19 protein-coding genes and 1 pseudogene are annotated in these 21,806 nt (G+C 47.6%); 1 reads left to right on the top strand and 19 read right to left on the bottom strand.

The genetic code is table 11. The features are described from left to right. Nucleotides 1–44: 44 nt before the first annotated feature. The 14 genes and pseudogenes from dinD to rlmD form a co-directional block, all read right to left on the bottom strand. A complete protein-coding gene (gene dinD / locus C1A07_RS13925) occupies nt 45–902 on the bottom strand; it encodes a DNA damage-inducible protein D (RefSeq protein WP_101877633.1) in 858 nt (285 codons plus the stop codon). Between the two features lie 56 nt (nt 903–958). Beyond that, on the bottom strand, nt 959–1,753 hold the full coding sequence (locus tag C1A07_RS13920; RefSeq protein ID WP_101877632.1) for a DNA-methyltransferase: 795 nt from the start codon (nt 1,751–1,753) through the stop codon (nt 959–961). Further along, nucleotides 1,743–2,291, bottom strand: coding sequence for a septation protein SpoVG family protein (locus C1A07_RS13915; protein ID WP_074664075.1), 549 nt, complete (start codon nt 2,289–2,291; stop codon nt 1,743–1,745). The genes C1A07_RS13920 and C1A07_RS13915 overlap by 11 nt, the downstream gene beginning before the upstream one ends. A 53-nt stretch (nt 2,292–2,344) precedes the next feature. Further along, on the bottom strand, nt 2,345–3,211 hold the full coding sequence (locus C1A07_RS13910) for a VirB6/TrbL-like conjugal transfer protein, CD1112 family (protein WP_101877631.1): 867 nt from the start codon (nt 3,209–3,211) through the stop codon (nt 2,345–2,347). Nucleotides 3,212–3,220: 9 nt separating this feature from the next. Beyond that, entirely contained in the window at nt 3,221–3,433 is a 213-nt protein-coding gene (locus tag C1A07_RS13905) for a Maff2 family protein (RefSeq protein ID WP_101877630.1), read from the bottom strand. Between the two features lie 99 nt (nt 3,434–3,532). Beyond that, nucleotides 3,533–4,639: pseudogene (locus tag C1A07_RS13900) on the bottom strand (VirD4-like conjugal transfer protein, CD1115 family); the annotation flags it as partial. A gap of 138 nt (nt 4,640–4,777) precedes the next feature. Beyond that, nucleotides 4,778–6,685 carry a group II intron reverse transcriptase/maturase gene (gene ltrA / locus C1A07_RS13895; protein WP_101877629.1) on the bottom strand — a complete coding sequence of 636 codons (1,908 nt, stop codon included), beginning with the start codon at nt 6,683–6,685 and terminating at the stop codon, nt 4,778–4,780. Nucleotides 6,686–7,318: 633 nt separating this feature from the next. Next, on the bottom strand, nt 7,319–8,128 hold the full coding sequence (locus C1A07_RS13885; protein WP_101877628.1) for a type IV secretory system conjugative DNA transfer family protein: 810 nt from the start codon (nt 8,126–8,128) through the stop codon (nt 7,319–7,321). Beyond that, complete coding sequence (locus C1A07_RS13880; protein ID WP_101877627.1) at nt 8,115–8,510, bottom strand: PcfB family protein; 396 nt, start codon at nt 8,508–8,510, stop codon at nt 8,115–8,117. The genes C1A07_RS13885 and C1A07_RS13880 overlap by 14 nt, the downstream gene beginning before the upstream one ends. A gap of 127 nt (nt 8,511–8,637) precedes the next feature. Further along, a complete protein-coding gene (locus C1A07_RS13875; protein WP_101877626.1) occupies nt 8,638–9,351 on the bottom strand; it encodes an antirestriction protein ArdA in 714 nt (237 codons plus the stop codon). Next, entirely contained in the window at nt 9,351–9,692 is a 342-nt protein-coding gene (locus C1A07_RS13870; RefSeq protein ID WP_014080816.1) for a DUF7768 domain-containing protein, read from the bottom strand. The genes C1A07_RS13875 and C1A07_RS13870 overlap by 1 nt, the downstream gene beginning before the upstream one ends. A 285-nt stretch (nt 9,693–9,977) precedes the next feature. Next, nucleotides 9,978–11,429, bottom strand: a complete 1,452-nt coding sequence (locus C1A07_RS13865) for a ParB/RepB/Spo0J family partition protein (RefSeq protein ID WP_101877625.1) — start codon at nt 11,427–11,429, stop codon at nt 9,978–9,980. A 386-nt stretch (nt 11,430–11,815) separates the two neighbouring features. Next, nucleotides 11,816–12,883, bottom strand: coding sequence for a hypothetical protein (locus C1A07_RS13860; protein WP_101877624.1), 1,068 nt, complete (start codon nt 12,881–12,883; stop codon nt 11,816–11,818). 156 nt (nt 12,884–13,039) lie between these two features. Next, the gene (rlmD, locus tag C1A07_RS13855; protein ID WP_101877623.1) at nt 13,040–14,317 is read right to left on the bottom strand and encodes a 23S rRNA (uracil(1939)-C(5))-methyltransferase RlmD; all 1,278 of its coding nucleotides are present in this window, start codon (nt 14,315–14,317) and stop codon (nt 13,040–13,042) included. Nucleotides 14,318–14,438: 121 nt separating this feature from the next. Between rlmD and C1A07_RS13850 the strand changes: the two genes are divergently transcribed. Further along, nucleotides 14,439–15,005: a prolyl-tRNA synthetase associated domain-containing protein gene (locus C1A07_RS13850; RefSeq protein WP_101877622.1), complete on the top strand. Its 567-nt coding sequence runs from the start codon at nt 14,439–14,441 to the stop codon at nt 15,003–15,005. 35 nt (nt 15,006–15,040) lie between these two features. Here C1A07_RS13850 and C1A07_RS13845 read toward each other — a convergent pair whose 3' ends face one another. The 5 genes from C1A07_RS13845 to C1A07_RS13825 all read right to left on the bottom strand — a co-directional run bounded on the left by C1A07_RS13845 (nt 15,041) and on the right by C1A07_RS13825 (nt 21,739). Further along, nucleotides 15,041–16,828 (bottom strand): aminopeptidase P family protein, encoded by a 1,788-nt coding sequence (locus C1A07_RS13845; protein WP_101877621.1) that lies wholly within the window; start codon nt 16,826–16,828, stop codon nt 15,041–15,043. Nucleotides 16,829–16,890: 62 nt separating this feature from the next. Continuing rightward, the gene (gene lpdA / locus C1A07_RS13840; protein ID WP_101877620.1) at nt 16,891–18,297 is read right to left on the bottom strand and encodes a dihydrolipoyl dehydrogenase; all 1,407 of its coding nucleotides are present in this window, start codon (nt 18,295–18,297) and stop codon (nt 16,891–16,893) included. A gap of 13 nt (nt 18,298–18,310) precedes the next feature. Next, complete coding sequence (locus C1A07_RS13835) at nt 18,311–19,105, bottom strand: HAD family hydrolase (protein ID WP_242972324.1); 795 nt, start codon at nt 19,103–19,105, stop codon at nt 18,311–18,313. Then, on the bottom strand, nt 19,074–21,026 hold the full coding sequence (locus C1A07_RS13830) for a gluzincin family metallopeptidase (RefSeq protein WP_101877619.1): 1,953 nt from the start codon (nt 21,024–21,026) through the stop codon (nt 19,074–19,076). Before C1A07_RS13830 ends, C1A07_RS13835 begins: the two co-directional genes overlap by 32 nt. A gap of 20 nt (nt 21,027–21,046) precedes the next feature. Then, the gene (locus C1A07_RS13825; RefSeq protein ID WP_101877618.1) at nt 21,047–21,739 is read right to left on the bottom strand and encodes a phosphatase PAP2 family protein; all 693 of its coding nucleotides are present in this window, start codon (nt 21,737–21,739) and stop codon (nt 21,047–21,049) included. Nucleotides 21,740–21,806 lie beyond the last annotated feature (67 nt).

Genomic DNA, 21,806 nt, shown 5'->3' with positions numbered 1-21,806 from the left:
GTAAAGGTTATTATCATTTTCCCGGCGTCGGGAAAATGATGCGATTATTCATCAAGCATCAATTTTTTGCGGTCTTGTTTCAGTTGTTTTATTTGCTCACGCTCAATCTGTGAGATACTTTTTTCGGGAGTTGGTAAGTCCTCGGGCATCGTGCCGCCGATTTTTTCAATCGTTTCACGGACTTCTTTTCCTACGGTGTAGTGGATGGAACTGGCCTCGTCAAGCCCTTGTGGGGTATCCCGGCGCATTTTGGCCTCCGTCTGTGTAATGCGGAACAGGTTTGCGCCTAATTCCTCACTACCCATGTGATCCAGTATCTTCTGGTCTTTAGAAAGTTTTTTCCGGGCATGAATATCGGAAACACGCAGGCCCCCATATAAACCCATATATCCGGCATTTTGAAACGCCGCATAATCAGCCTGCTCAGTAATGCCAGCACGATGGGCGGCATCCGCCAGCATAGAGTTCCAGCTTTTTACCTCGCCTCGGATCACCAGCCGCTTATTGTCCTCGTCAAGCTGGTTAAACGCATCCGCAATTTCCTGTCTGCGGGTTTGAATGGCAAAATAGGTCTGCCCAAGAGCAATCACTTCTTTACGGGGATCGCCGTTCTGCATAATGAGATAGCAAGCATACCGGGACAGCATATAATCTTTTGTTTTTCTCTGTCCGCCTTTGCCAATTTCAATCATTCTCCCGATCTCGGGAAAATGATCCTCCACCTCAAACCCGCTGTTTTTGCAGGCCAGCATCGCTTTGTCAATGACCTTTCGGAAGTTGTCCCATTTGGCATAGTCCAAAACAGGCCCAAGCTCCCGGGCATACCAAAACTCCACGCCTTCATCGGTTGTATGCTTTATATCCTCAAATCGCTGATATTCTTTCGCTTTTAAGTCAGCCATATTTCTCACCACCTGTTTTGAGTATAGCATACAATCCGACAAAAAGATACTTGATTTTACACGCCTTTTTTTCCTGACTCTGCCGCCTCAGTAGCCAGCCGGATGCGTTCTGTAGCCGGGGCGTAAAAGGCCGGGGCGGTTTCAAAGCATACAAAGCGGCGGCCCGTATTGAGGGCAGCAACGGCGGTTGTGCCGGAGCCAGCGCAGATGTCTGCCACCACCTCCCCGGGCCGGGTGTAGGTCTTAATGAGATACTCGCACAGCTCCACAGGTTTCTGCGTGGGATGGACGGTGCGCTGTACCGAAGAAAAGGCCAGCAGGTTTCCGGGGAAACGCAGGCCGTCCTCTGATCCACTGCTGGAACGCAGGAATTTTCCATAGTTGGGGCTGTTGTCCCCTGTCCGGGAAATTTTCTTATAGGGCTTGCCCTGTTCAAACTGCGGATCGTAATAGGGCAATTTTTGATAAAACACCAGAATGTTTTCCGTCCGCTTTAGGGGAGCCCGCCTTGCGTTGAGAAAGCCAGTACACCTGCTTTTGTACCACACCCATTCATAGCGAAGCATAGAGAGGTTGGATGCCCCCAGCACCTTATCATAGGGGCATTGTGCGAAAAACAGCACTGCGCCATCCGGCTTGACCGCCCACTTGACCGCCTCCCACAGCTCCGGGAGCGGGAGCGGCACATCCCAAAAGTTCCGGGTAGTGCCATAGGGCGGATCGGTAAGGAGCATATCAACCGAGTGCTTCGGCAAAGAGCGCAGCCCTTCAATCCCGTCCATCAAAAACAGCCCCTCCGGGCAGGCTGGAGACTTCGGGACAATTTGTCTCGAGGTCACATCACCTGTCATCCCGGGCCTCCTTCTTCTTTGCCGGGGCGGTTCGGGCGGCATTTTCCTTCCCGGCCTCCCTTGCGGCCTGTGCCATCTGCTCCTTAATCGGGGTGGGGCGGACTGCCTCGGCCCGGGCGATGAGCTTTTCCACCGCTGAATGGTATGCCTGGGCTCCCGCCGCATTGAGCCGCTCCTGGGTGGCCCGGTCATTGATCCGCACTGTGGAGCGGTAGCCCGTCCTGCTGGTGGGATCGGGTTTGCTGGGAGCCCCAAGGAAAATCCCGTTCTTACCATCCACCACCTTGAAATCGTCAATCACTACACCGCCATAGTTGACGCTGGCAAAGCCGATGAGCTTGCCCTGGGGCTCAATCGGGCGAACCGTGACTTCGATGGGAACAGCGGCCTCCTGCAAAATTGCGTCCGTCCGCAGCTTAACAGCCTCGTCCACCGTCACGCCTTTTACCTCGGCCAGTTCCGCAATCGGCGCATCGAACAGCCAGCGCCGCTCCTCGGCGGCGATCTGTTCCGGGGTTAATATGACATCCTTATCCAAAATCATTTCCTCCTTTCCCGGCCTCGGGACAAATTGTCCCGAAGTCCGTCCGTTTAATGCGCCCCGAAGATGCGCTGGGCGATGCCGCCTGTCTTAAACAGCATGAAGCACAGAAGAACCGTATAGCCCACGGTTCCCCATATCGCTCCAATCGGATCGCCGCCTGTGGCGATGCCCTGGATGAGCACCGCATAGATCGCAACACAGACCAGTATGAGCATCCCTTGAAAGCCCACGGCGAACAGGGATTTTAGGTAGTTCTGCCCTGTACCGCCCAGCTCCCGGTTGGAAAGCGTGGCAACGGGGAGAGAGGCCAGACTGGTCATTAAATATATTTCAATCATTCTTCCGTACACCAGAACGAAAATGATAATCCCCATGATCTGCATGGTCAGCCCAATTACAGAGGACTGGAGCCACAGGCCAAGGAGCGGCCCCAAGTCCATGCCCTCCAGCGTGGTTTCCAGCTCCGCCAGCATATCCGGCGTAATGTCGGTGGAGCCCTGAATGAGCCCCGCCGCATCCGCAATCACGCTCTGCGACACATCAAACACCGCCATGACAATATCAAAGGTGTTGGAAAGAATGAGGATGGCACAAGCGGTTTTGAATACCCATTTGTAGATATTCGCCACATCAAACTCGTGCATATTGTTCTTTTCCAAAAGCATCTGTATCAGCTCATAGGTGGCAACAAAGGTCAGCACCAATCCGGCGATGGGTAAAATCACCGTTTCGGAAAGCTGGCGGATGAGGGAGAAAACCCCGGCGTTCCATGCCGCCGGGGTAGTCCCTACCTGTACCGCAATCTCTCCGACTTTGGCGTTGACGGTATCAAAGAGCCCCTCAAGGTTCCCCATAATACCGCCAATTAACAGCTCCTTCAGCCAGTTCGTGAGCCAGTCGGTGAGAAAATCCATAAGCCCTCCTTAGAACAAGCCGGACAGCAGGGGGATCAGCGTGGTTCCCAAAAGGATGATGCCGCCGCCAGCCATTAACTGCTTGATCCCCTGGCTTTTGGAACCTGGGTTGTCCGATCCGTAGCCCTCCAGCAGATTGACAACGCCCCACACGCCAAGTCCAGCGCCGAGGGCTACAACAAGAGTCTGCAAAGTATCAATAGCGGAAGTGAAAAACTGCATAGAGCCTCCTTTTCTCCGGGGGTATTCCCGGCCATGAAAAAAGCCGCCATTTCTGGCGGCAGGTTACATACTTCGGGACACTTTGTCCCAAAGCCCTATTTATGCAAAGGCGTCCGGATCGTCGATGTCATCATAATTGAGGATGTCCTCGTCCTCGCTTGTGAGCCCATCGTCCGGCACAGCCACGGCATACACCTCACACAGCTCGTCCGGCCCGGGCCGCCTGCGGCGGTTAATGAGCCGGTCAAGGTCAAAGGCGTTTTTCTTTTTGTCGGCTTCAGCCGTATATCGGTAGTTCGGGTGCTTTTTCAAATCGTATTTTGGGGAATAGAACGGGGGCAGGCCCCGAAGCTGTAAAATACACTTATCCCCGGGCATGGTCGCCAGTTCGCTGGGTGTCATCAGCTCCCGGCCCAGCCGCTGGTTATTTTGACTGTAGCTTTCCGACTGGCCACGGGAGCGGCTGTCCGTCTGCATGGAGATTGTAGCCTTACCCAGCCAGTTCTCGGATATTTCCTTGATGGTGCTGGCCTCCCGACCCCCGAGGAATATCACGCTGTCCATATTTCCCAAAATGGTTTCGGCGTGTTTATCGTAAATCGCCTTACACTGAGCCAACTGCTGATAGAACAGCGTCAAGCTGATCTCACGGGAACGGATGACAGCCACGATTTTTTCAAGCTGGGGAACCTGCCCTGTGTTGGCGGCCTCGTCCCACAGCACCCGTACATGGTGGGGCAGGCGGCCTCCGTGAACATTGTCGGCCCTCTCGCACAGCAGATTGAACATCTGCGAAAAGGCCAGAGCCACAAGGAAATTATAGGTTTGCGTAGTGTCCGAGATGATAAAGAACACCGCCGTTTTTCGATCCCCGATGCGGTCAAGCTCCAGCTCGTCATAGGCCATGACCTCCCGAAGCTGGGGGATGTCAAAGGGAGCCAGCCTTGCGCCGCAGGAAATAAGGATCGACTTTGCTGTTTTGCCGCTGGCCAGTTTGTACTTTTTATACTGCTTGACCGCAAAGCAATCCGGCTTTCGTTTTTCCAAGCCCGCAAACATATAATCCACGGCGTTCATAAAATCCTCGTCATCCTCCTTGACCTCCATCCCGGAAATCATGTCAACCAATGTGTTCATGTTCCGATCCTCGGCGGGGCCCTCAAAAATGATATAGGCGATGAGGGCGCAGTAAAGCAGGGTTTCCGATTATAGTGATAGGTAATCCTTTGAAGTAATCGCTGGATTTTCCCCCACTCCACACCGGACATGCGACTTTCACCGCATCCGGCGTTCCATCGATTGTGTTATCAGGCATTTAATCAATCACCAATAGAAAGTTTTTTTTTAGATTGCTACCAGTTTTGCAGCAGTACGCAGGCTGTTGATTTTGGTCAGTTGTTTTCTTGTTACAGTCAGTTGCTTGCACATGCTCTTGAGAGCGGCAGCGTCTTGGTCGGTCAGCAGGGGCAGATACTGCCTGTGGAGCAGCACCAGATTGCTGTATCGCTCCTGGCCGCCTTGCTCCTTTGGAACTTTCATGTGACACACGATGTTGTCCGGATTCAGAAACAACTCGCCACTGACGGAACACTTGCCTTTTTGAGCTGACAGCAGGGAGAGCCTGCAATCGGCATATTCCATGCTGTGGCCCTCCGTCGGATGTTCCCGCAGATATGCAAACAGGGTTGTATCCATCTCCAGATTATCGTGTATCTTTTTCCGCCCCGCCGGAGAAAAGCAGCAGACGGCGGCGCTGATTCCGATTGCGGTTTTATACTTGATGAACGCAATGGGGTAGATTGGCCGGTTGATACCGGACACATACCGCACCATTTGGGAAGCACCGTAGTGCTCCTTTTCGCTGTCCGTCATGGCACCGCCCTCCCGGACGAGCTGGCAGCCGGATTCCGTGTTCAAACGGTTGGTCAGCACTGTCATGACTCTGCGGTGGATTTTTCGGCAGTCCAGACTGATACAGGTAGCAATCCTGTAGTAGTTTTGGATACCCAGCACCATTTCGTCAAACAGGCCGATTTCGTCCGGTTGTGTTCGCCCATGGGCTGGTTTTGCGATGCGCTTTGCCTGTTCCACCAGCTTGCTTTCTTCCAACTGTAGCTTTTTGTCACAGATATGGGACTTCACGACATACTTTTCACCCTTGCGGTACACCATGATTTTGAAACCAAGGAACTCAGAATATCGCTTACGGACGTTGACAATGCGTGTTTTCTCGGGAGAGACTTCCAGTTTCAGTCGCTCGGTAATCCACTTTGTAACAGCCTCCATGGTTTTCCCCGCGTCCTCACGATTTCGGCAGAAGATACGGAAGTCATCCGCATAGCGCACGATGAACATTTCCTTGAGGTTTGTCTCCCGCATTTTCTGGTAGCCTTTACTTTTGTCAAAGACCTCCGAAGTACGGATGATTCGATGCGTGCCGTAACGGTTTGCTACGGGATGTTCTACCCATTGGCTATCCACCCAGTGGTCAAGTTCGTTCAGCACCACGTTTGCCAGCAGCGGGGAGATAATCCCACCCTGGGGCGTTCCCTTTGTCGGGTAGACGGTGCTGCCGTCCGGCATACGGATAGGAGCCTTCAGGATACGCTTGAGGACAAACAGAAGCTGTTTATCCTGGATGCCCAGCGTCCAGAGTTGCTTGATGAGTTTGCTGTGGTTCACATTGTCAAAGAATCCTTTGATGTCAAATTCCAAAACATAGTGTAAATGCGCCCGTTGCAGCAGGGAGTAAGTACGGGAAATTGCGTGCTCCACTGACCGATTTGGGCGGAACCCATAGCTGTTGTTGCTGAACTTAGCTTCACAGATGGGTTCCAGGATTTGTTTGATGCACTGTTGCACCAATCTGTCCCAGATGCAGGGAATACCTAGCGGCCTGGTTTTTCCGTTTGGCTTTGGGATGTCCTTCCGGCGCACTGGTTTGGGACGGTAGCCGTGTTTGCTGCCTGTGACAATTTTTCTGACCTTACCGATGACCTCAGCCGGTGGAAGCCGTCCAATGTCACCGATATTCTGCTTATCTGTTCCTGCTGTGTAGCTGCCTGTGTTGGTTTTGATATTCCTGTATGCCAGCATGATGTTGTCCGGGCTTAGTACCAGTTCCATCAGGCCGTTGAATACTTCTCTGGCTTTGCTTTTGGCATACAGTTCGTCAAATGTCTGCTGCATACCGTAATACTCGGCGTGCCGCTGGGCGTCCATACACAGGACTTTTTTCCTTTCTTTTGGCATAAGGCATCACCTCCCGTTTTAGAAAAGTGACCCTTTTGGTCTTACTCGAATCCTTATGATTGGATTGAATAATGCCTGTTTCCACAATTCGACTTGTGACCATTCCTCCATCCCCATTACAGGGACTTCTTCGGTTCGATCACTACTTTTCAGCAGCGGTTCACCTGCTTATTGTTCTTCGTCAGGTTCTTCCTTAAGGAAGCCGCTGCCTTTCCTCGTTCCGGTAACTCTATCTGTGCATTTATACCTTTAGGTTTCCACTATGAGCCTGCCGGCGGGGTTGTGCCTGTAACACAACATGGTCGTTCGTAGGGCCAATTTCTACTAAACCACACCGGCTGCGCTTAAACGCACCCATACATTTCTATATGGTCTTCTTATAGACCCGTACATTCGCGGATTCGTCAGTTCGCCCGCTACGGCGAACATTCTAACCATGGGTATTTTGTAGACCCTTGGCATATAGGCAACACAGTCTGCCTCCAGACCGCTTTCGGCCGCCGTTGGCGGCGGCTACGGTTGCTCTCAGCCGTTGTCGTGGGGCTTCGTACACTGGCTTTGCTGCCGATGCACGCCCACCGAGGGCAGGCGTTTCAGGGCGTTACCCCGTCATTCCACCTGTCGAATTACCAGTTATCCAAACAACGGTATTTTGTTGCTTGTCCGCTGACTTTTTACCGTCAGCGAACGAGTCGCACTTGTCCAGAACGGATCGCCTTCCTTGCCCTCGCCTTTGGTGTTAGAAATGAGAGCGTCCACAAATTTAAGAATGTCGGCCTCGTTGCGGATGTATGCCAGCGGGTTATAGTGCATGGATTTTGTGAAATCAATGGAATTGAACACCTTGATCCGATACCCACGCTTTTGCAGGAAGTGGCCCACCTGCCCGAGAACGCCTCCTTTGGGATCGACACACACATAGCTGCATCCGCCGTTTTTGTCTGCGCTGGCCTGCAAAATCTGCGGGGTAAGCCAGAACCGGGTTTTGCCGGAGCCGGACGAACCGATCACACAGGCATTGAGGTTGCGGGCGTTGGCGGGATTTTTCGGACGGGTATTCATGGTAAGGAACTCCGTCCCGGTCAGAATGATGTTGTTTTCAAACTTTGGATCTACGAAAGGGGCTATATCTTTCGGACAGCCCCAACGGGCTGATCCGTACTCCTCATCCCGTCGGAATTTCTTTGCGTTCCTGCTTTTCATATAGATCAGCAGGCGGAAGCCCGCCGCCCCCACAATACCGATGAGCCAGTCAAAGGGGTTGAGCCCCGGGGCAAAGTCGGCAAAGGCCGGGCCGATGGTCTGGCCCAGCCCAAGGAGCTTGTGAGCAAAATCCGCACCCGCCGCCAGTCGGTAGGCCGTCCCCAATTTCAGACAGGCCCACAGAATGAACAGGTAGGGAATGTTGGGAATGAGGTATTTCTTGATTTTATCGTTCTTCACGAACCACCTCCTTTGCCCGTTCCTGTGCTTTGGGCTTTTCTTGGGCGAGCTGTTCCGCCGCTTGTTTGAGCTGTTCCCTAATCGGGATGCGGCTGGATTTTGACTTCCCAAGCAGTTTCCGGGAATAGCTTTCAAAACAGGCGGTGATAGCGTCTGCCTGTCCCGCCTTGAAAAACAGCAGGTATTTGTCCGGCCCGGTTTTGTAAAAGGCATAGTCCACATTGAAGCGGCGGGCCATACGGTCAAAGAGCTTCGGGGCCTCCACCTCGATGCTGTTTACATTTTCGCCGTGAGCCATGAGCTTTTTCACGCTCTGCCTGCCGTGGGGCCTTTGGGCTTTCTTATGCCGTTTGGCGATCTGGCGGCCCGCCGCCCGGAGCACATAGGCCAGCCCCCGGGCTGTCAGCTTGCTGGCCCGGACAGAAACCGCTATGGAGCTCCGGGAAATTTCTTCATCAATCAGTTACACCGCCTCCTTTCGCCTTGGGACAAGTTGTCTCGAAGTCCCGTTACCGTTCCTCGTGGTGCTTTTCAGCCAGCCGCCGGAACCCCTCCTTTGAGGAACCGTCAATAATCTCTTGATAAGCGGCCATCTGCTCCCGGATCGAAAGCTGGGGGTAAGCAAAAACCCTGTGTTCAGCGGGGATGTCCTGGGGGCCGTGGTAGACCTCCCGGAAATCGTTACTTACCTTCGTCACATAGCCGCCCGGTGCAAAGTGTCCGTTTTCGTTGATGGAAATGTCCCGCCCGTATGCTTCAAAGTCAAAGTAGGGTTTTATATTGTCCGGCACTTCGAGACTTTCCATATCCTCCACATAAAGGCGGCCCAGCATTTCCTCATTGTCCACACCGGGATGAAAGTCGTAGCAGTCCAGATTTTGCGTAAGGTTGATCAAGTCCTGCACCGAGCCACAATGCTGGCCGCTGTCCATAACCGCCTCCAGCGTTTCCCGTTCTGATGGGGAGAGCTCCTTCAGCAGATGGGCCAGGTGGTTGAGCTCGTCAATGTTTTCATACTCGCCCAGATAGTCATAAAGGCCGAGAATATCGCTGTCAAAGGAGATAATAAAGTATTCCTGGCAGCGCACCCCGTCCACGCCGATCCGCTTTAAGAGGGACTGCACCTCCTCCGTGTTGGTGGGGAAATGCAGCGTTTCCCCCACCAGATGCCCCGCACTGTAAAGGGCAGGATTTGAAATGAAAGCCTCAAAAACAGACTCCATCAGCGTTTGCCCTGTCCCTTGACGGTCAGGATGCCCTCAAGGGTGGTGGCGGTAATTCCCAGCCGCTGGGCCACGGCAATATCATTTTTCATGGCCTCGGTCATGGTGTGGCCGCAGACCACCAGCACATGGGAGCGGCGCAAGAGGTCACGGCCCATGTCGATGCCGCTTTTATGCTCCTCGGGTACTGCGTCATTGAGAAACAGGGGCAGATAAAGGGGCGGGCAGATCGGGGAAAAGCCTGCCTCATAAACCGCCCGGCAGTAGCGGGCGGCCTGTTCTGCGTTTTCACTGTCGCCGCTCAACCATGCGGCGGTAATGTATGCAAGGGGACGCTTCATAGTCAATACCTCCGATATTTTAATAAGAAAGTTCAGCCCAATCCCCCCGCCCTTTCCCAATCATGGGAAAGGGGGCGGCTCTGGAGGATATACCCCCGCCGCTTGCCGGGGAAATAGCACAGCCGGGGCAGACCGTCAAGGGCAAGCCGCCGTAAAACGGCGGTGCGTTGCACCCTTGACAGCCCGCTCCCGGCTGTACGAAAACACAGGCGGCGACGGGGGATATATACCACCAGAGCCATGATGCGGAGGGCAGGGCCCTCGGGACAAAATGTCTCGAAGTGGTTACTTGTCCTGCTCCATCTTTTTCGGAGCCTTCGCCAGTTCGGGCGGCTGTTTCTCTTTCCACTCGTCCAGCAAAGTCATGATCTGCTCCTTCATTTTGGCGGGAGTGGCCTCCTTGCCAAAATACTTTTCCAGTTCAGCGGTAGAAATAATCACACCTCGATCCTCCTTTTTCTTTTCTGATAAGATGCCATCAATGACATCACCATTGAGTTTCCCGTCCTTGTCCAGTTCCCGGAGCTTTTTCGCCTGGGCCAGAGAGGGGGATGCCTGTTCTCCGTCAATGGAAACAGCGATCAGCCGCTGGTTTTTGGGGCGGATATAGGAAATCTCCACAGCGGGCATAAAGCCCATTTTTTTATCGTCCACCTTGTCCAGCAGTTCCGGCACAAGGGAGTTCAGCCGCAGATAACGCATGACCTTTTTATAGTTCATGTCGTGCGCCTCACCCACGATCTCAACGGAGCGCTTTCCAATATCGCCCTCGGCCACATTTTTCAGCCGCCCGCCCTGGTGCTTGATGTCCTCCACTTCCAGCTCCAACAGGGCGGCCAGTTCGCTGGGGAGCGTCTGATCCCTCTGCTTGTTGCTGTCCTTCATGGCCTGTACCGCCTCGTGGTCGGTCATTTCCCGGACGATAAAGGGCATTTCCTCCAGCCCGGCCAGCTCACAACCATGATGGCGGCGATGGCCTGCCACGATCTCATAACCGTTTCCGTCTTTTTCCGGGCGGGCAAGGCCGGGAACCATTACGCCGTTTGCCTTGATGGACGCTACCGTTTCCTGCATTTTGGCATCGTCCCGCACCTTAAACGGGTGGGGACGGAATGTGTGGAACGGATGCATTTCGGAAAGTTTCAGATAGACCAGCTTTCCTTCCTCCACAGGACGGGGTGGAGCGGCTGGCTCAGGCGGAGCCTGTTCCGGGGCCGGAGCCGCATTTTCGGGTGGGGCCTTTTCGGGTTCGGGGGCAGCTTTAACCTCCGCAGCCTTTTTTCCACTTCGGGACAATTTGTCTCGCTTAGTCGGCGTGGCCTCGCCGGGGGCCGCCTTATCCGCCTTGGGTGGGCGGCCCTTGCGGGGCTTCGCCGCCTCCTTGCCAGCAGGCTCCGCTTTTTCCTCTTTTGGGGGACGGCCCCGACGGGCCTTTTTCGGTTCATCATCCCCAGCGGCGGGAGGTTCCTCCTGCGTTTTCTCCTCCGGCTCTTTTGCCGCCTCCTCTTTTTCTACCTCGGCCCGGGCTGTCTGCCGCTTTTCATTCATCAGCTCATTGATTTTGTCAAAGGACACCACCACATCACCGGGCTCGGGCTGGGCAGGCCCCTCCTGCTGGGGTGTGGGAGCGGCGGCCTGTTCGGGAGCCGGAGCCTGGAGCCCGTCAGCCGTAACAGGCGCGGGAGCCTCCGGGAGTTTCTCCTCACCGGGGCCTGTGTTCAATTTTTCATCTGCCATTCACTATCCTCCTTCTCGTGAAAGTTGCACAATTTTGCGGGTTAAATTTCTGTAATTATTTTTCTGCCTCCTTCCGGTCTATCCACGCAAAAAAGCCGCCCGATTTTAACGCCGGACGGCTTTTTGTGTAATGTGATAGATCAAATATTATTTTTTGTGGTTCGTAGGCTCCGAAAAGCCTTGTATTTACAGCGTTCCTAATAGGAAACAATCATATGTCTTTTGATGTAATATCAATTGTGGATTGAAATATTATATTTTTTATTAACCAATTTACAGATAGTTTCTTGTATCAAAAATCTGAGTATTTCAGAAATTGTTGGTTTATCGTCTGGATGGCGCCGAATATTTAACACCTTTTAAAACATCAACTATATACTACTTTTCTACTCTGCTTTTGTATCATGGATATTTACATTATAAATTACATCAACTGGATTTGCATTTCTTTTATATTCTTCATTTTCTAACTGCAAAAATGCACCTTGAAATTTGCTGTTTTCTTTTTCAATCACATATATTAATTTTTTTAATCCTATTCCTTGAACTGAATGCCATTTTAAAACCTTCTCTGCTAGGTCTGAAAATATTTCATCATTATTTATTGTATGTGTCAGATACTGTTCCACACTTCCAGCTGCTAAATCCGCAAGACTTAATAAATCAGTCATGTAATATGATGCATCTGTATTAAACGGTTTCATGGAATAACCTATTGTTTTATATTTAGGAGCATCTTTAAGCGAATTTAACGCATTTGATAACATTCTTGTTAAATCCACCGCTCTACGTTCATTGGCCATTGTTGCATCATCATCTGGCATCCAAAATATCTTTTTACCTGATGGAACAAGCAGTTTAATTAAATATGTGAGAATATATATGATTCTCATTGACTTCTCTAATACAAAAGGTTTCCACTTTCCATACTCATATTCTGTTATTGATTCGGTAATATTTTTTAATGCTTTCTTATTATCGCTTGTACATAAAGATATTATTTCTTTGTTTACTGCTACAGTTATAAGCAGTCCATTCACAAAATTATTAGTCAGACTTAGATATTCATCCATGCACCTCATCATTGGCCCATAATGTGCATCTTTAAACGAAATCTCTTTATGCGGATTCCCCATTCCATATTTTTCCCTCAGTATCTTCATTTGTTCTCTAAAAAAAGCAAGACCATTGTAATCAGTCAAAACAAATGAATATGTATAGAACTTACTATTTTTTTCTTCCCCTCCATAATCTGAGAATACTGCCACTGTTTCATTTTTATTAAAATTCGGTAAAATTAATTGATGCCGTTTATATGTCTTTACCAATCCATCATTTAATAGTTCAAAAATTATTGATTTATTATCACCTTTAAATTCTATTGGCAGATTAATGTCTTTTAATATCCAGCTATCTGCTAAATCTTCCGCAATTTCTTGTTTAGATTTCTTCATAATACCTCCAGTAAATAAATATCTATATGACACAAAAGGCCATCTGTATGGTGACTTTTTATATTCATCCTGTAACTCTCTTACAGCTTTTCTAAACGAGGCTAGATTTTACGTTTTAATATTCATTTTTTTGTATCCGCTTTCTTGTATTCAAAATTATTTTCTGATTCTTTCTAATTTCACACAAACCTCGCAATGCCCTGTCCACGGAAACAAATCCACGCCCCAGGCCTCCTCCGCCTTATATCCTTTTTTCTTAAAATACTGCAAATCCCTGGCCAGGGTGTCTGGGCCGCAGGAAATGTACACTACCTTTTTAGGGCCCATTTTCACCACAGAATCTATAAATACCTGGGTGCTGCCGCTCCGGGGCGGGTCCATAAAAACTACGTCTGCCTTTTCTCCCTGTTCTGCCATTTGAACCATAAACTTGCCGGCGTCGTTGCAGTAAAATCTAATATTGTCTGCCTTGTTACATTTTCCGTTGTTGACAGCGTCTTTTACAGCGTCAGGGTTTAACTCCACCCCAATTACTTTTCCCGCATGTTTGCTGGCAATAATTCCAATAGTTCCGATTCCGCAGTAAGCGTCCACCACTGTCTCCTTACCTGTCAGGCCGGCCAAATCCATAGCCTTATTATAAAGCGCCTCTGTCTGTACAGGATTAATCTGGTAAAAAGATTTAGAAGAAATGCGGAATCTGCAGCCGCATAAAATGTCCTCAATATAGCCCTTGCCATAAAGTACGTGCTCCTGATCTCCTAACACCATACTAGTTCCCCTGCCGTTTACATTCTGAATAATTGTTGTGATTTCAGGATGCTTTTGCCGCAGCGCCTTCACAAAATTATTCTTAGACGGAAATACCGGGGAAGCAGTCACAAGCACCACCATAATTTCCCCTGTGGCAAATCCCCTTTTTACCAGCACGTGCCGCAGAAGGCCATATTGGGTGTCCTCGTCGTATGTTCTGATTTTAAATGATTTCAGCATACCTCGTATAGTAGCGATGATTTCATCCGCCTTCTGGTCTTCTATCAGACAAGTTTCTACAGGCACTACCTTGTGGCTTCCCTCCTGATATATCCCGGAAATTGGATTCCCTTTCCGGTCATGGGTAAATACTGCATGTACTTTGTTCCTGTAATAAAAAGGATTTTCCATGCCAATAATGAGCTTTACCTTACAGATTCCCTTTAACAGCTCATCTAGCTGCTTTTGCTTCATTTCCAGCTGTTTTTCATATGGTATATCTAAATGCTGACATCCTCCGCATTTTCCTGAAACAGGACATAATATTTTTCTGCCTGTATTTTTCGCTGCACTTTTCTCTGTATTTTTTACTGTATTTCTCACTGTGCTTTTTGCTGTATTTCTTGCCCTATTACTTGTGGTATTTCTTGCTTTAAATGATGTATCTTTTTCTTTTTTCATTGCTATGATACCTCCAGAAGTTTTTCCCTTTCACATATCAAACTGTGTGCTCTTCTCTTGCCAATTTTTTCTCCCTATTATATAATAAACCGTAAAAATAAAGAGAAAGGTTTTATTAGAAATGGAAGACTTATTTTTCATAGATGAAACGCTTTATACTGGCCGCCCTGCCGATTTGACAGGCAGGCTTTCCAAAGAGGTCAGAACTTACGATCTGCTGGATGACCTGCATATTTCTTATGAAAGGCTGGACCATTCTCCCACTGCTTCTATAGAAGCGTGCCACGATATTGACAAGCGGTTGGGAATTGAAATATGTAAAAATTTATTTCTCTGCAACGCGCAGAAAACCAGCTTTTATCTGCTTATGATGCCAGGCCGCAAGAAGTTCAGAACTGCTTTTTTGTCTAAGCAGATTCAGTCTGCCAGACTTTCCTTTGCCGGACCGGAATACATGGAAAAGTATTTAGATATTACTCCCGGCTCAGTAAGCGTTCTAGGACTGATGAACGATAAGGATTTAAATGTACGCTTATTAATTGATAAGGATATTTTATCACAGCCCTACATTGGCTGTCACCCTTGTGTAAATACATCCAGCTTAAAACTGCGCACCTCTGACCTGACAGACATAATTTTGCCTGCAATTAACCATCCATATACTCAAGTAGAGAGTGAGGCGGAATAGGGAAAAACCTATTTCGCTTCACTCTCCCTTTGTTTTTATACGTTTACTTCTCTGGTGCTTTCCCTCAGCCATTCTTTTTCTTCTTCATCTAAATAAGGAGAAATCTTTTCATACACCTGTTTATGATAATCGTTCAGCCAGGCAATTTCCTCCCGGCTCATTAAAGATAAATCCAGCGCGTCCAAATCAATAGGGGCAAAGGTTACAAATTCAAATTCCATAAATTGGCCGTAGGCATTTTTTTCGCCTTTTCGGCAGAGAACCAGGTTCTCTGTGCGGATGCCGTGGCTTCCCTCTACATAATAGCCAGGCTCGTCGGAAGTCAGCATACCTTCCTGAAATTCCCAGGCAGTCCCTGACATTTCTTTCCAGCGGAATGCATTGGGGCGCTCATGGACGTTTAACATATAGCCGACTCCATGTCCGGTGCCGTGATTAAAATTCAGACCTCTTTTCCAAAATACCTCTCTGGCCGCCAAATCTAAATTGACTCCGCTGCAGCCGGCCAAAAATTTGGTGTGGCCCATCCGCAGCATACTGATTGCCACTAAAGTAAAGTGGGTTTTTTCTTCCTCTGTTAAAGGCCCCATAGCCACTGTTCTTGTAATATCTGTTGTGCCTCCCATGTACTGTCCGCCGGAATCTACTAAATAAAATCCTCTTGGCTCTAAAACCTTATTTGTTTCCTCTGTAGCTCTGTAATGACACATGGCGGCGTTGGAGCCATAGGCTGAAATCGTGGAAAAGCTGTCTCCCATATAGCCTTCCTGCTGCCTTCTTAATTTTTCCAGATATTGAGAAACGCTGATTTCGTCCATAGGAATTTTCCCTATATTTTTCTTCAGCCAATAAATAAACTTTGTCACTGCAGTGCCGTCCTTAATATGAACACGGCGGATATGCTCCATTTCTGTTTGGTTTTTTACTGCCTTCATCAAAGAAACAGGATTCATTTTATCTATAATTTTATTTGTGTGATCCAGGCTTTCCCACAGACAGTCATTGACCTTAGCCTTTTCCATCAGAACTGTTTCATTTTTAAGTTCCGCGGCAAACTGATAAATTTCATTATAATCCCTGACTTGCACATTTATTTTTTCTAAATACTCTCTGTTTTCTTTATTTAATGAAACCTCCCTGATAAATAAAATAACCTTATTTTCAGTGATAGCCAGAAAGCTGAGAACTACAGGATTACACGGAATATCTGTGCCTCGTATATTTAAAAGCCACACAATATCGTCTAACACAGTAATCATGTGAACTGTGGCGTTTTCTTCCTTCATTTTCTCCCGCAGTCTTCGAATCTTACTCAAAGCCGATTCTCCTGTATAGTCTTCTCCCAGAATCCAAAATGGCTCTCCCAAAAGCAGAGGACGATCCCCCCATATTTCTCCAACCAAATCTCTGTTGCTGCTGATGCTTACCTTTTGGTCTGCCAGGCAATTTCTCAGCTTTTCTCCCAACTGCCTGTCTACTACTTTTCCGTCATAGCCCAGACAACTATTTTTGTTTAAATGTTGTTTTAAATACTCCTCTATTGTGGGAACGCCTTCTTCTCCCATTTTCATTAAAATAATGTTACTGCCTGCCAGCTGTCTTTCAGCCTGAACAAAATATCTTCCGTCTGTCCACAGACAGGCCTCATCCATTGTAATAACCGCAGTACCTGCTGAACCAGTAAACCCCGTAATATATTCTCTGCACTTAAAATAAGGACCTACATATTCTGACTGGTGAAAATCTGATGTGGGAACTAAATAAGCGCTTACTCCTGCTTCCCTCATTTTTTCTCGCAGCTTTTCAATCCGTTTATTTACCATAATTTTTACCTCCCAAGCTTCTCCTTTTATAACTGTATAATCTGATTTTCAGGCAATTCCTATTATGCTTTTCGCATAGCGTCCTCAATAGCTGCGGCAATGCCCTCACTATATGTCGGATGGGCTCTCATAGCCATAGTTAGCTGTTCTGCCGTCAGGCCGTTTGCAATAGCGGTGGCCATTTCCCCAACCATATCTGTAGCCCTTGGACACATAATCTGAGCGCCTACAATGGTGTTAGAATATGCCTCAAATACTAGGCGGATAAATCCGCTTTTTTCTCTTACTATAATGGATTTTCCATTAGAACTCATATTATAATGTCCGCAGCGCACCTTCATATTCATTTCCCTGGCAGTTTCCTCTGTAATTCCCACAGAAGCAATTTCCGGATCTGTAAAAATACAACTGGGCACTATAGGCAGAGATACAAACATGCTGTTTGGCACTACCTGCAGCTTAATACTATGATCTCTTCCCGCAATTTTCTCCACTACATATGTGCCCTGGGCAGCCGCCACGTGAGCCAGCTGGATCTTAGATATTACGTCCCCCACTGCATAAATCCCAGGCTCGCTGGTCATAAATTCCTGGTCTACCTGGATTCTTCCCTTTTCCATCTGAATATTTATGTCAGCTCCAAACAGCTTTTCCATATACGGCTTACGCCCTGTTGCCACCAGCACTCTGCTGGACCGAATAGAAAGCTCCTCTCCACCACAGTCTGCCACACAAGTTAAGTTCTCCTGAATTTCCTTTACAGAAGCATTGCAGTACACTGCAATTCCCTTTCTCTTTAATTCTTCCTCCAGGGCGGTGGAAACCTCCCTGTCCATAGGTCCTAAAAGACTTCCTGACTTTTCCAGAATCGTTACCTTAGAGCACAGGGCATTGAAAATAGTGGCAAATTCTACGCCGATTACTCCTCCGCCAATAATTGTCAGCCTGTCATAATTCCATGAAGAGGAAGATAAAATCTGGCAGCTGGTCATTACCCCTTCTCTTTCTATGCCGGGAATGGGAGGCAGGGCCGGAGCGGCTCCTGTGGCAATAATAATGTTTTCCGCCTCAAAAAAACCTTTTCCCTCTTCTCCGTTTACCTCTATATTTTTATCTCTTCTTATAGTGGCCGTTCCCTCCACCAAATCTATATGGTTTTCATCAAACAGAGCCTTAATTCCCTGTCTGTACTGATTGACAGACCGGCGTTTATAATCCTGCATTTTCCCAAAATCAAAGGAAATAAAATCTGTGGAAACTCCAAAGTCGTCGCAGTCCTGCATTTTCGCAAACATTCCCGCTGCAAACAGCAAGGCCTTTGTAGGAATACATCCCCTGTTTAAACATACGCCGCCTAATTTTTCTTTTTCAATTACTACTGTTTCTAACCCCAGTGAAGCTGCCTTTAAGGCTGCTGTATAGCCTCCCGGTCCGCCTCCGATAATGGCCAAATCGTATTTTACCGCCATATGATTTCCTCCTCTATTTTTCAAAAAGATTTAAGGCCAGACAGGCGTTCCACACTCCGTCCTCCTCAATATCTGTTGTAATATAATCTGCAATTTCCTTCAGCTTAGGCACGCTGTTGCCCATGGCAACTCCTGTGCCTGCCTCCATAAGAATTTCATAATCATTCATGCTGTCCCCAAAGGCCACTGTATCCCTTAAAGGCACATTAAAATAAGCGCACAGCCGTTTTAAACCTTCTGCCTTTGAAGCCTCTATTTCCACAACATCAGCCCCCTCTTTTCCTGCGAACATAGGAAATTTCAGCTGCGGAAACTGCTTCTCCATATCTAAAGCCCCTGCCTCATTTCCCAAATAGGCCAGGGTTTTCACCTTCATATGTAAAAGCTTCCACGGGTCCTTAAATTGCCTCCCGCACTCTCCCCATCTTCTTATATCTGCAGCCCGCACTTCCTCAGGGTGAAGATAATAATCTTCATCTCCTGCTGTCAGGCCTAAGCTGTATCCCTTCTCATCTGCGTATTTCATCAGCTTTAAAAGCAAATCCTTGTCCATTACATGCTCGTAAATTAACTGATTTCCAACTGTAATTTTAGTTCCGTTTAAATGAATAATCCCGTCCGGCCTCACCATTTCTTTAAATTCTCTGCTGTAGTAATTATCCATATCTCTTCCTGTAGCTAATATAATCCAGGAGGACTGTCTAAGCTTTTCTAAAGCCCAAACCGCACTGTCAGGAATTTTCCATGTACTGTGACTTAATAAGGTCTGGTCCAGGTCAAAGCTGACTATTCTCTTTTTCTGTTCCACAGTTTTTATCTGTCCTTTCTTTTATTTTTCTTCTGATTACAACTGCTCCCCCTAAAAACAAGGCCGCTCCTCCTAAAAATATAATCTTTAAAAGCAGCAGATTTTCATTTCCCTTTGCCTGCCTCTCGATTCTCTCATCTACTTCCATAGCAGCTCTGATTTCCTCCGCCAGCTGGGGAATGGTTTCCCGGTAAAAAATATCTCTCATTCCACATTGTTTTATTGCCTCTCTGTAGGGAACCTGAAAACCAAAATTTGTTATTTCCATATATTTATTCACTGCAGCCTGTCTGTCCCTGCCTGACAGCTCCCAAATATCTAAGGCTGACAGTCCGGAGGTGGCATAGCTGATATAGTAAAAAGGCGTCTGGAAGGTGTGACTGACATCCACCCACTGATACCCTTTCTGTTCCTCATGCTCCTGTAAACTATACTGCTCCCCATACTCCTGGGACAGCTGATAAAATAAATGATTCATATTATCCAAGGTCATATCAGGAGATGCATAAATCATGTTTTGAAATTCATCATAAAGAAAGCCCTGAGTCACCACATACAAAACATTTAAGACTGTGTAATACTGAAATGCCTCTCCCCCTTCTCCAAATAACTCATCTGCGTAAGGAAAAAATAGCAGTTCCAGTCCCTGAGAATGAATTTCCGCCACATCCAGATTATCTTTTTCCCAAAGAGCAGGCACATCAGAATGGAACATGGCGTTATAATGTCCAAACTCATGGATCATAGTTCTATAATCCCCCCAATTATTTTCCGGGGCATTAAAAATAAAAGGCGTTCCATAAGAGTACAGCTTGCCTGTAAATCCCATATCCATTTTTTCTTCTATGTCTTCAATATCGTAAAAATGATACTGCCTCATGTAGGAAAAGGCCTCTTCAATTTCAGGCTCTATCATTTCCATAAACGGCTCTATGTCATCCAGAATTTCTTCTCCTGTTTTCTCCGATGCCGCTTTATATAAAGCCCTTTCATCTATTCCCTGAGCTGCCTTAGAAAAATCCATATATAAAGGCACTAAATACTGTTTTACATCTTCATATAGAGTCTCCACATCCTCCGGTGTAAAATCTCTGTGATATATTTCCCTGTAGGCATAATCCGCGTAATTTTCATATCCGTTTTCTCTGGCCAGCTGGGTTCTCACCTGCACCAACTCCCTGAAAATTTCTCCTGTGGCCTTATTTTTTTCACGGTCCAGAGCCAACTTTATTTTATAAAATTCATTTTCCTCTATACTGCTTTCATAAAGACTTTTTTCCGTCCATTTCTTACCGTCCACTTCCACTTCATAGCATTTCACGGCAGCCTGATTATACTGCTGCACCAGGCTGTTTTCCATGGAGGACAGCAAAAACTCCTTTTGAGACATTTCCTCATAAGAATTCAGGATTTCCACTGCAGCAGGCCCCATCTCCTCCTTTAAAATATCTCCATAGGGTGAATGAATTGCCTTTTTTAAGGTCAACTGTACTTCATCTAAAATTTCACTTTCCAGATCTGCCATTTTCAGCATCTCTTTTTGTATTTCCTGGTCTGCCACATCATTATAATAATCTACTGTTAAAATCAGCTGCTGAGTTCCCATTTCATCTACCTGACAAATGATCTGGTGATACAGCCTCCTGACCTGCTCCTTCCCGCCTGGTTTTGGATCAGCGCAAAGATTGTCCATTTCCTTCAGCGCTTTTTCAATTTCCTCTGTCTCAAATCCAGTATAGGTAATTTGAGAAAAATCTATATACTTACGATCTGCTTCCTGACCAGGCGATGTGCTTGCCCCCTGAACAGAACTGAAAAAAGGTATGGTAAACACTGCTGCCGTCAATATACTGCCTGCAGCATATTTAAAAAATTTACTCGTTTTTATAGCCACCACATCCTTGCCTTTAAATAATTTCAACAGTTTCTTTTATTATCATATCATTTTTCTCTTCGTTCTGCCAGCCACAGGCCGAGAAATCCCATGCCTAATACAGATACCTTTATACAGTCTGCCGCCTCTTCCCAGGGCACATAACTGATTCCTGCCATTAAAAGACTTAGAAAAAGACCTGCCCCAGAGAGAATCCCAAGAAAAATCATAGTATTCTTTTCTTTTTGAGATACCTTGCCTGTAAAATCCAGTCCCGCCCTTCTTACTGCGGCTACTGCCAGAATTCCTAAAGCCATCCCTACTGCTACATCCTTAGGCGTATGGCAGCCTAAATACATTCTGGAAAATCCTACTGCTAAAATTACAGCGGCGCACCCGGCCTTTTTTATCTTTCCGGGAGCGTACAAAAATAGTGTGCCGAAAAATACTGCCGCTCCCTGAGTATGACCGCTGGGAAAGGAGTATCCTGTAGCGGCCGACACCGCCCAGGCCACAGGCGTAAAATCCGGGTCCAGCACCCATGGTCTAGGCACCCTGAAAAGCAGCTTAACAGCCTGAAGCAAAATCCCGGACAGAAAAAAGGCTGTTAATGTCTCATAAGCTATTTTTTTGCTTACTGCAAAATATAAAAATAACGCCATCAGCCCGAGAAATGTACTTTGTCCCAGCCACGTTATTCCCTGAAAGCACACATCCAGCATCGGCGTTCTGAATTCCTCTAACAACCGCAAAAACTCCATAACAACTCTCCTTATTCTTAAACCTTTTCCACTTTATTACAGCTAATAAATTAAGTATACTGACTGG

It is taken from the genome of Lachnoclostridium edouardi (genome assembly GCF_900240245.1).
Lineage (GTDB): Bacteria > Bacillota > Clostridia > Lachnospirales > Lachnospiraceae > Lachnoclostridium_A > Lachnoclostridium_A edouardi.
The sequence above is the reverse complement of the archived record's forward strand: the minus strand, read 5'-3'. Positions and strand labels throughout refer to the sequence as shown.

Coding starts and splice junctions, on each gene's coding strand:
- dinD (WP_101877633.1), bottom strand. CDS start 902: ATGGCTGACTTAAAAGCGAAAGAATATCAGCGATTTGAGGATATAAAG.
- C1A07_RS13920 (WP_101877632.1), bottom strand. CDS start 1,753: ATGACAGGTGATGTGACCTCGAGACAAATTGTCCCGAAGTCTCCAGCC.
- C1A07_RS13910 (WP_101877631.1), bottom strand. CDS start 3,211: ATGGATTTTCTCACCGACTGGCTCACGAACTGGCTGAAGGAGCTGTTA.
- C1A07_RS13905 (WP_101877630.1), bottom strand. CDS start 3,433: ATGCAGTTTTTCACTTCCGCTATTGATACTTTGCAGACTCTTGTTGTA.
- ltrA (WP_101877629.1), bottom strand. CDS start 6,685: ATGCCAAAAGAAAGGAAAAAAGTCCTGTGTATGGACGCCCAGCGGCAC.
- C1A07_RS13875 (WP_101877626.1), bottom strand. CDS start 9,351: ATGGAGTCTGTTTTTGAGGCTTTCATTTCAAATCCTGCCCTTTACAGT.
- C1A07_RS13870 (WP_014080816.1), bottom strand. CDS start 9,692: ATGAAGCGTCCCCTTGCATACATTACCGCCGCATGGTTGAGCGGCGAC.
- C1A07_RS13865 (WP_101877625.1), bottom strand. CDS start 11,429: ATGGCAGATGAAAAATTGAACACAGGCCCCGGTGAGGAGAAACTCCCG.
- C1A07_RS13860 (WP_101877624.1), bottom strand. CDS start 12,883: ATGAAGAAATCTAAACAAGAAATTGCGGAAGATTTAGCAGATAGCTGG.
- rlmD (WP_101877623.1), bottom strand. CDS start 14,317: ATGAAAAAAGAAAAAGATACATCATTTAAAGCAAGAAATACCACAAGT.
- C1A07_RS13850 (WP_101877622.1), top strand. CDS start 14,439: ATGGAAGACTTATTTTTCATAGATGAAACGCTTTATACTGGCCGCCCT.
- C1A07_RS13845 (WP_101877621.1), bottom strand. CDS start 16,828: ATGGTAAATAAACGGATTGAAAAGCTGCGAGAAAAAATGAGGGAAGCA.
- lpdA (WP_101877620.1), bottom strand. CDS start 18,297: ATGGCGGTAAAATACGATTTGGCCATTATCGGAGGCGGACCGGGAGGC.
- C1A07_RS13825 (WP_101877618.1), bottom strand. CDS start 21,739: ATGGAGTTTTTGCGGTTGTTAGAGGAATTCAGAACGCCGATGCTGGAT.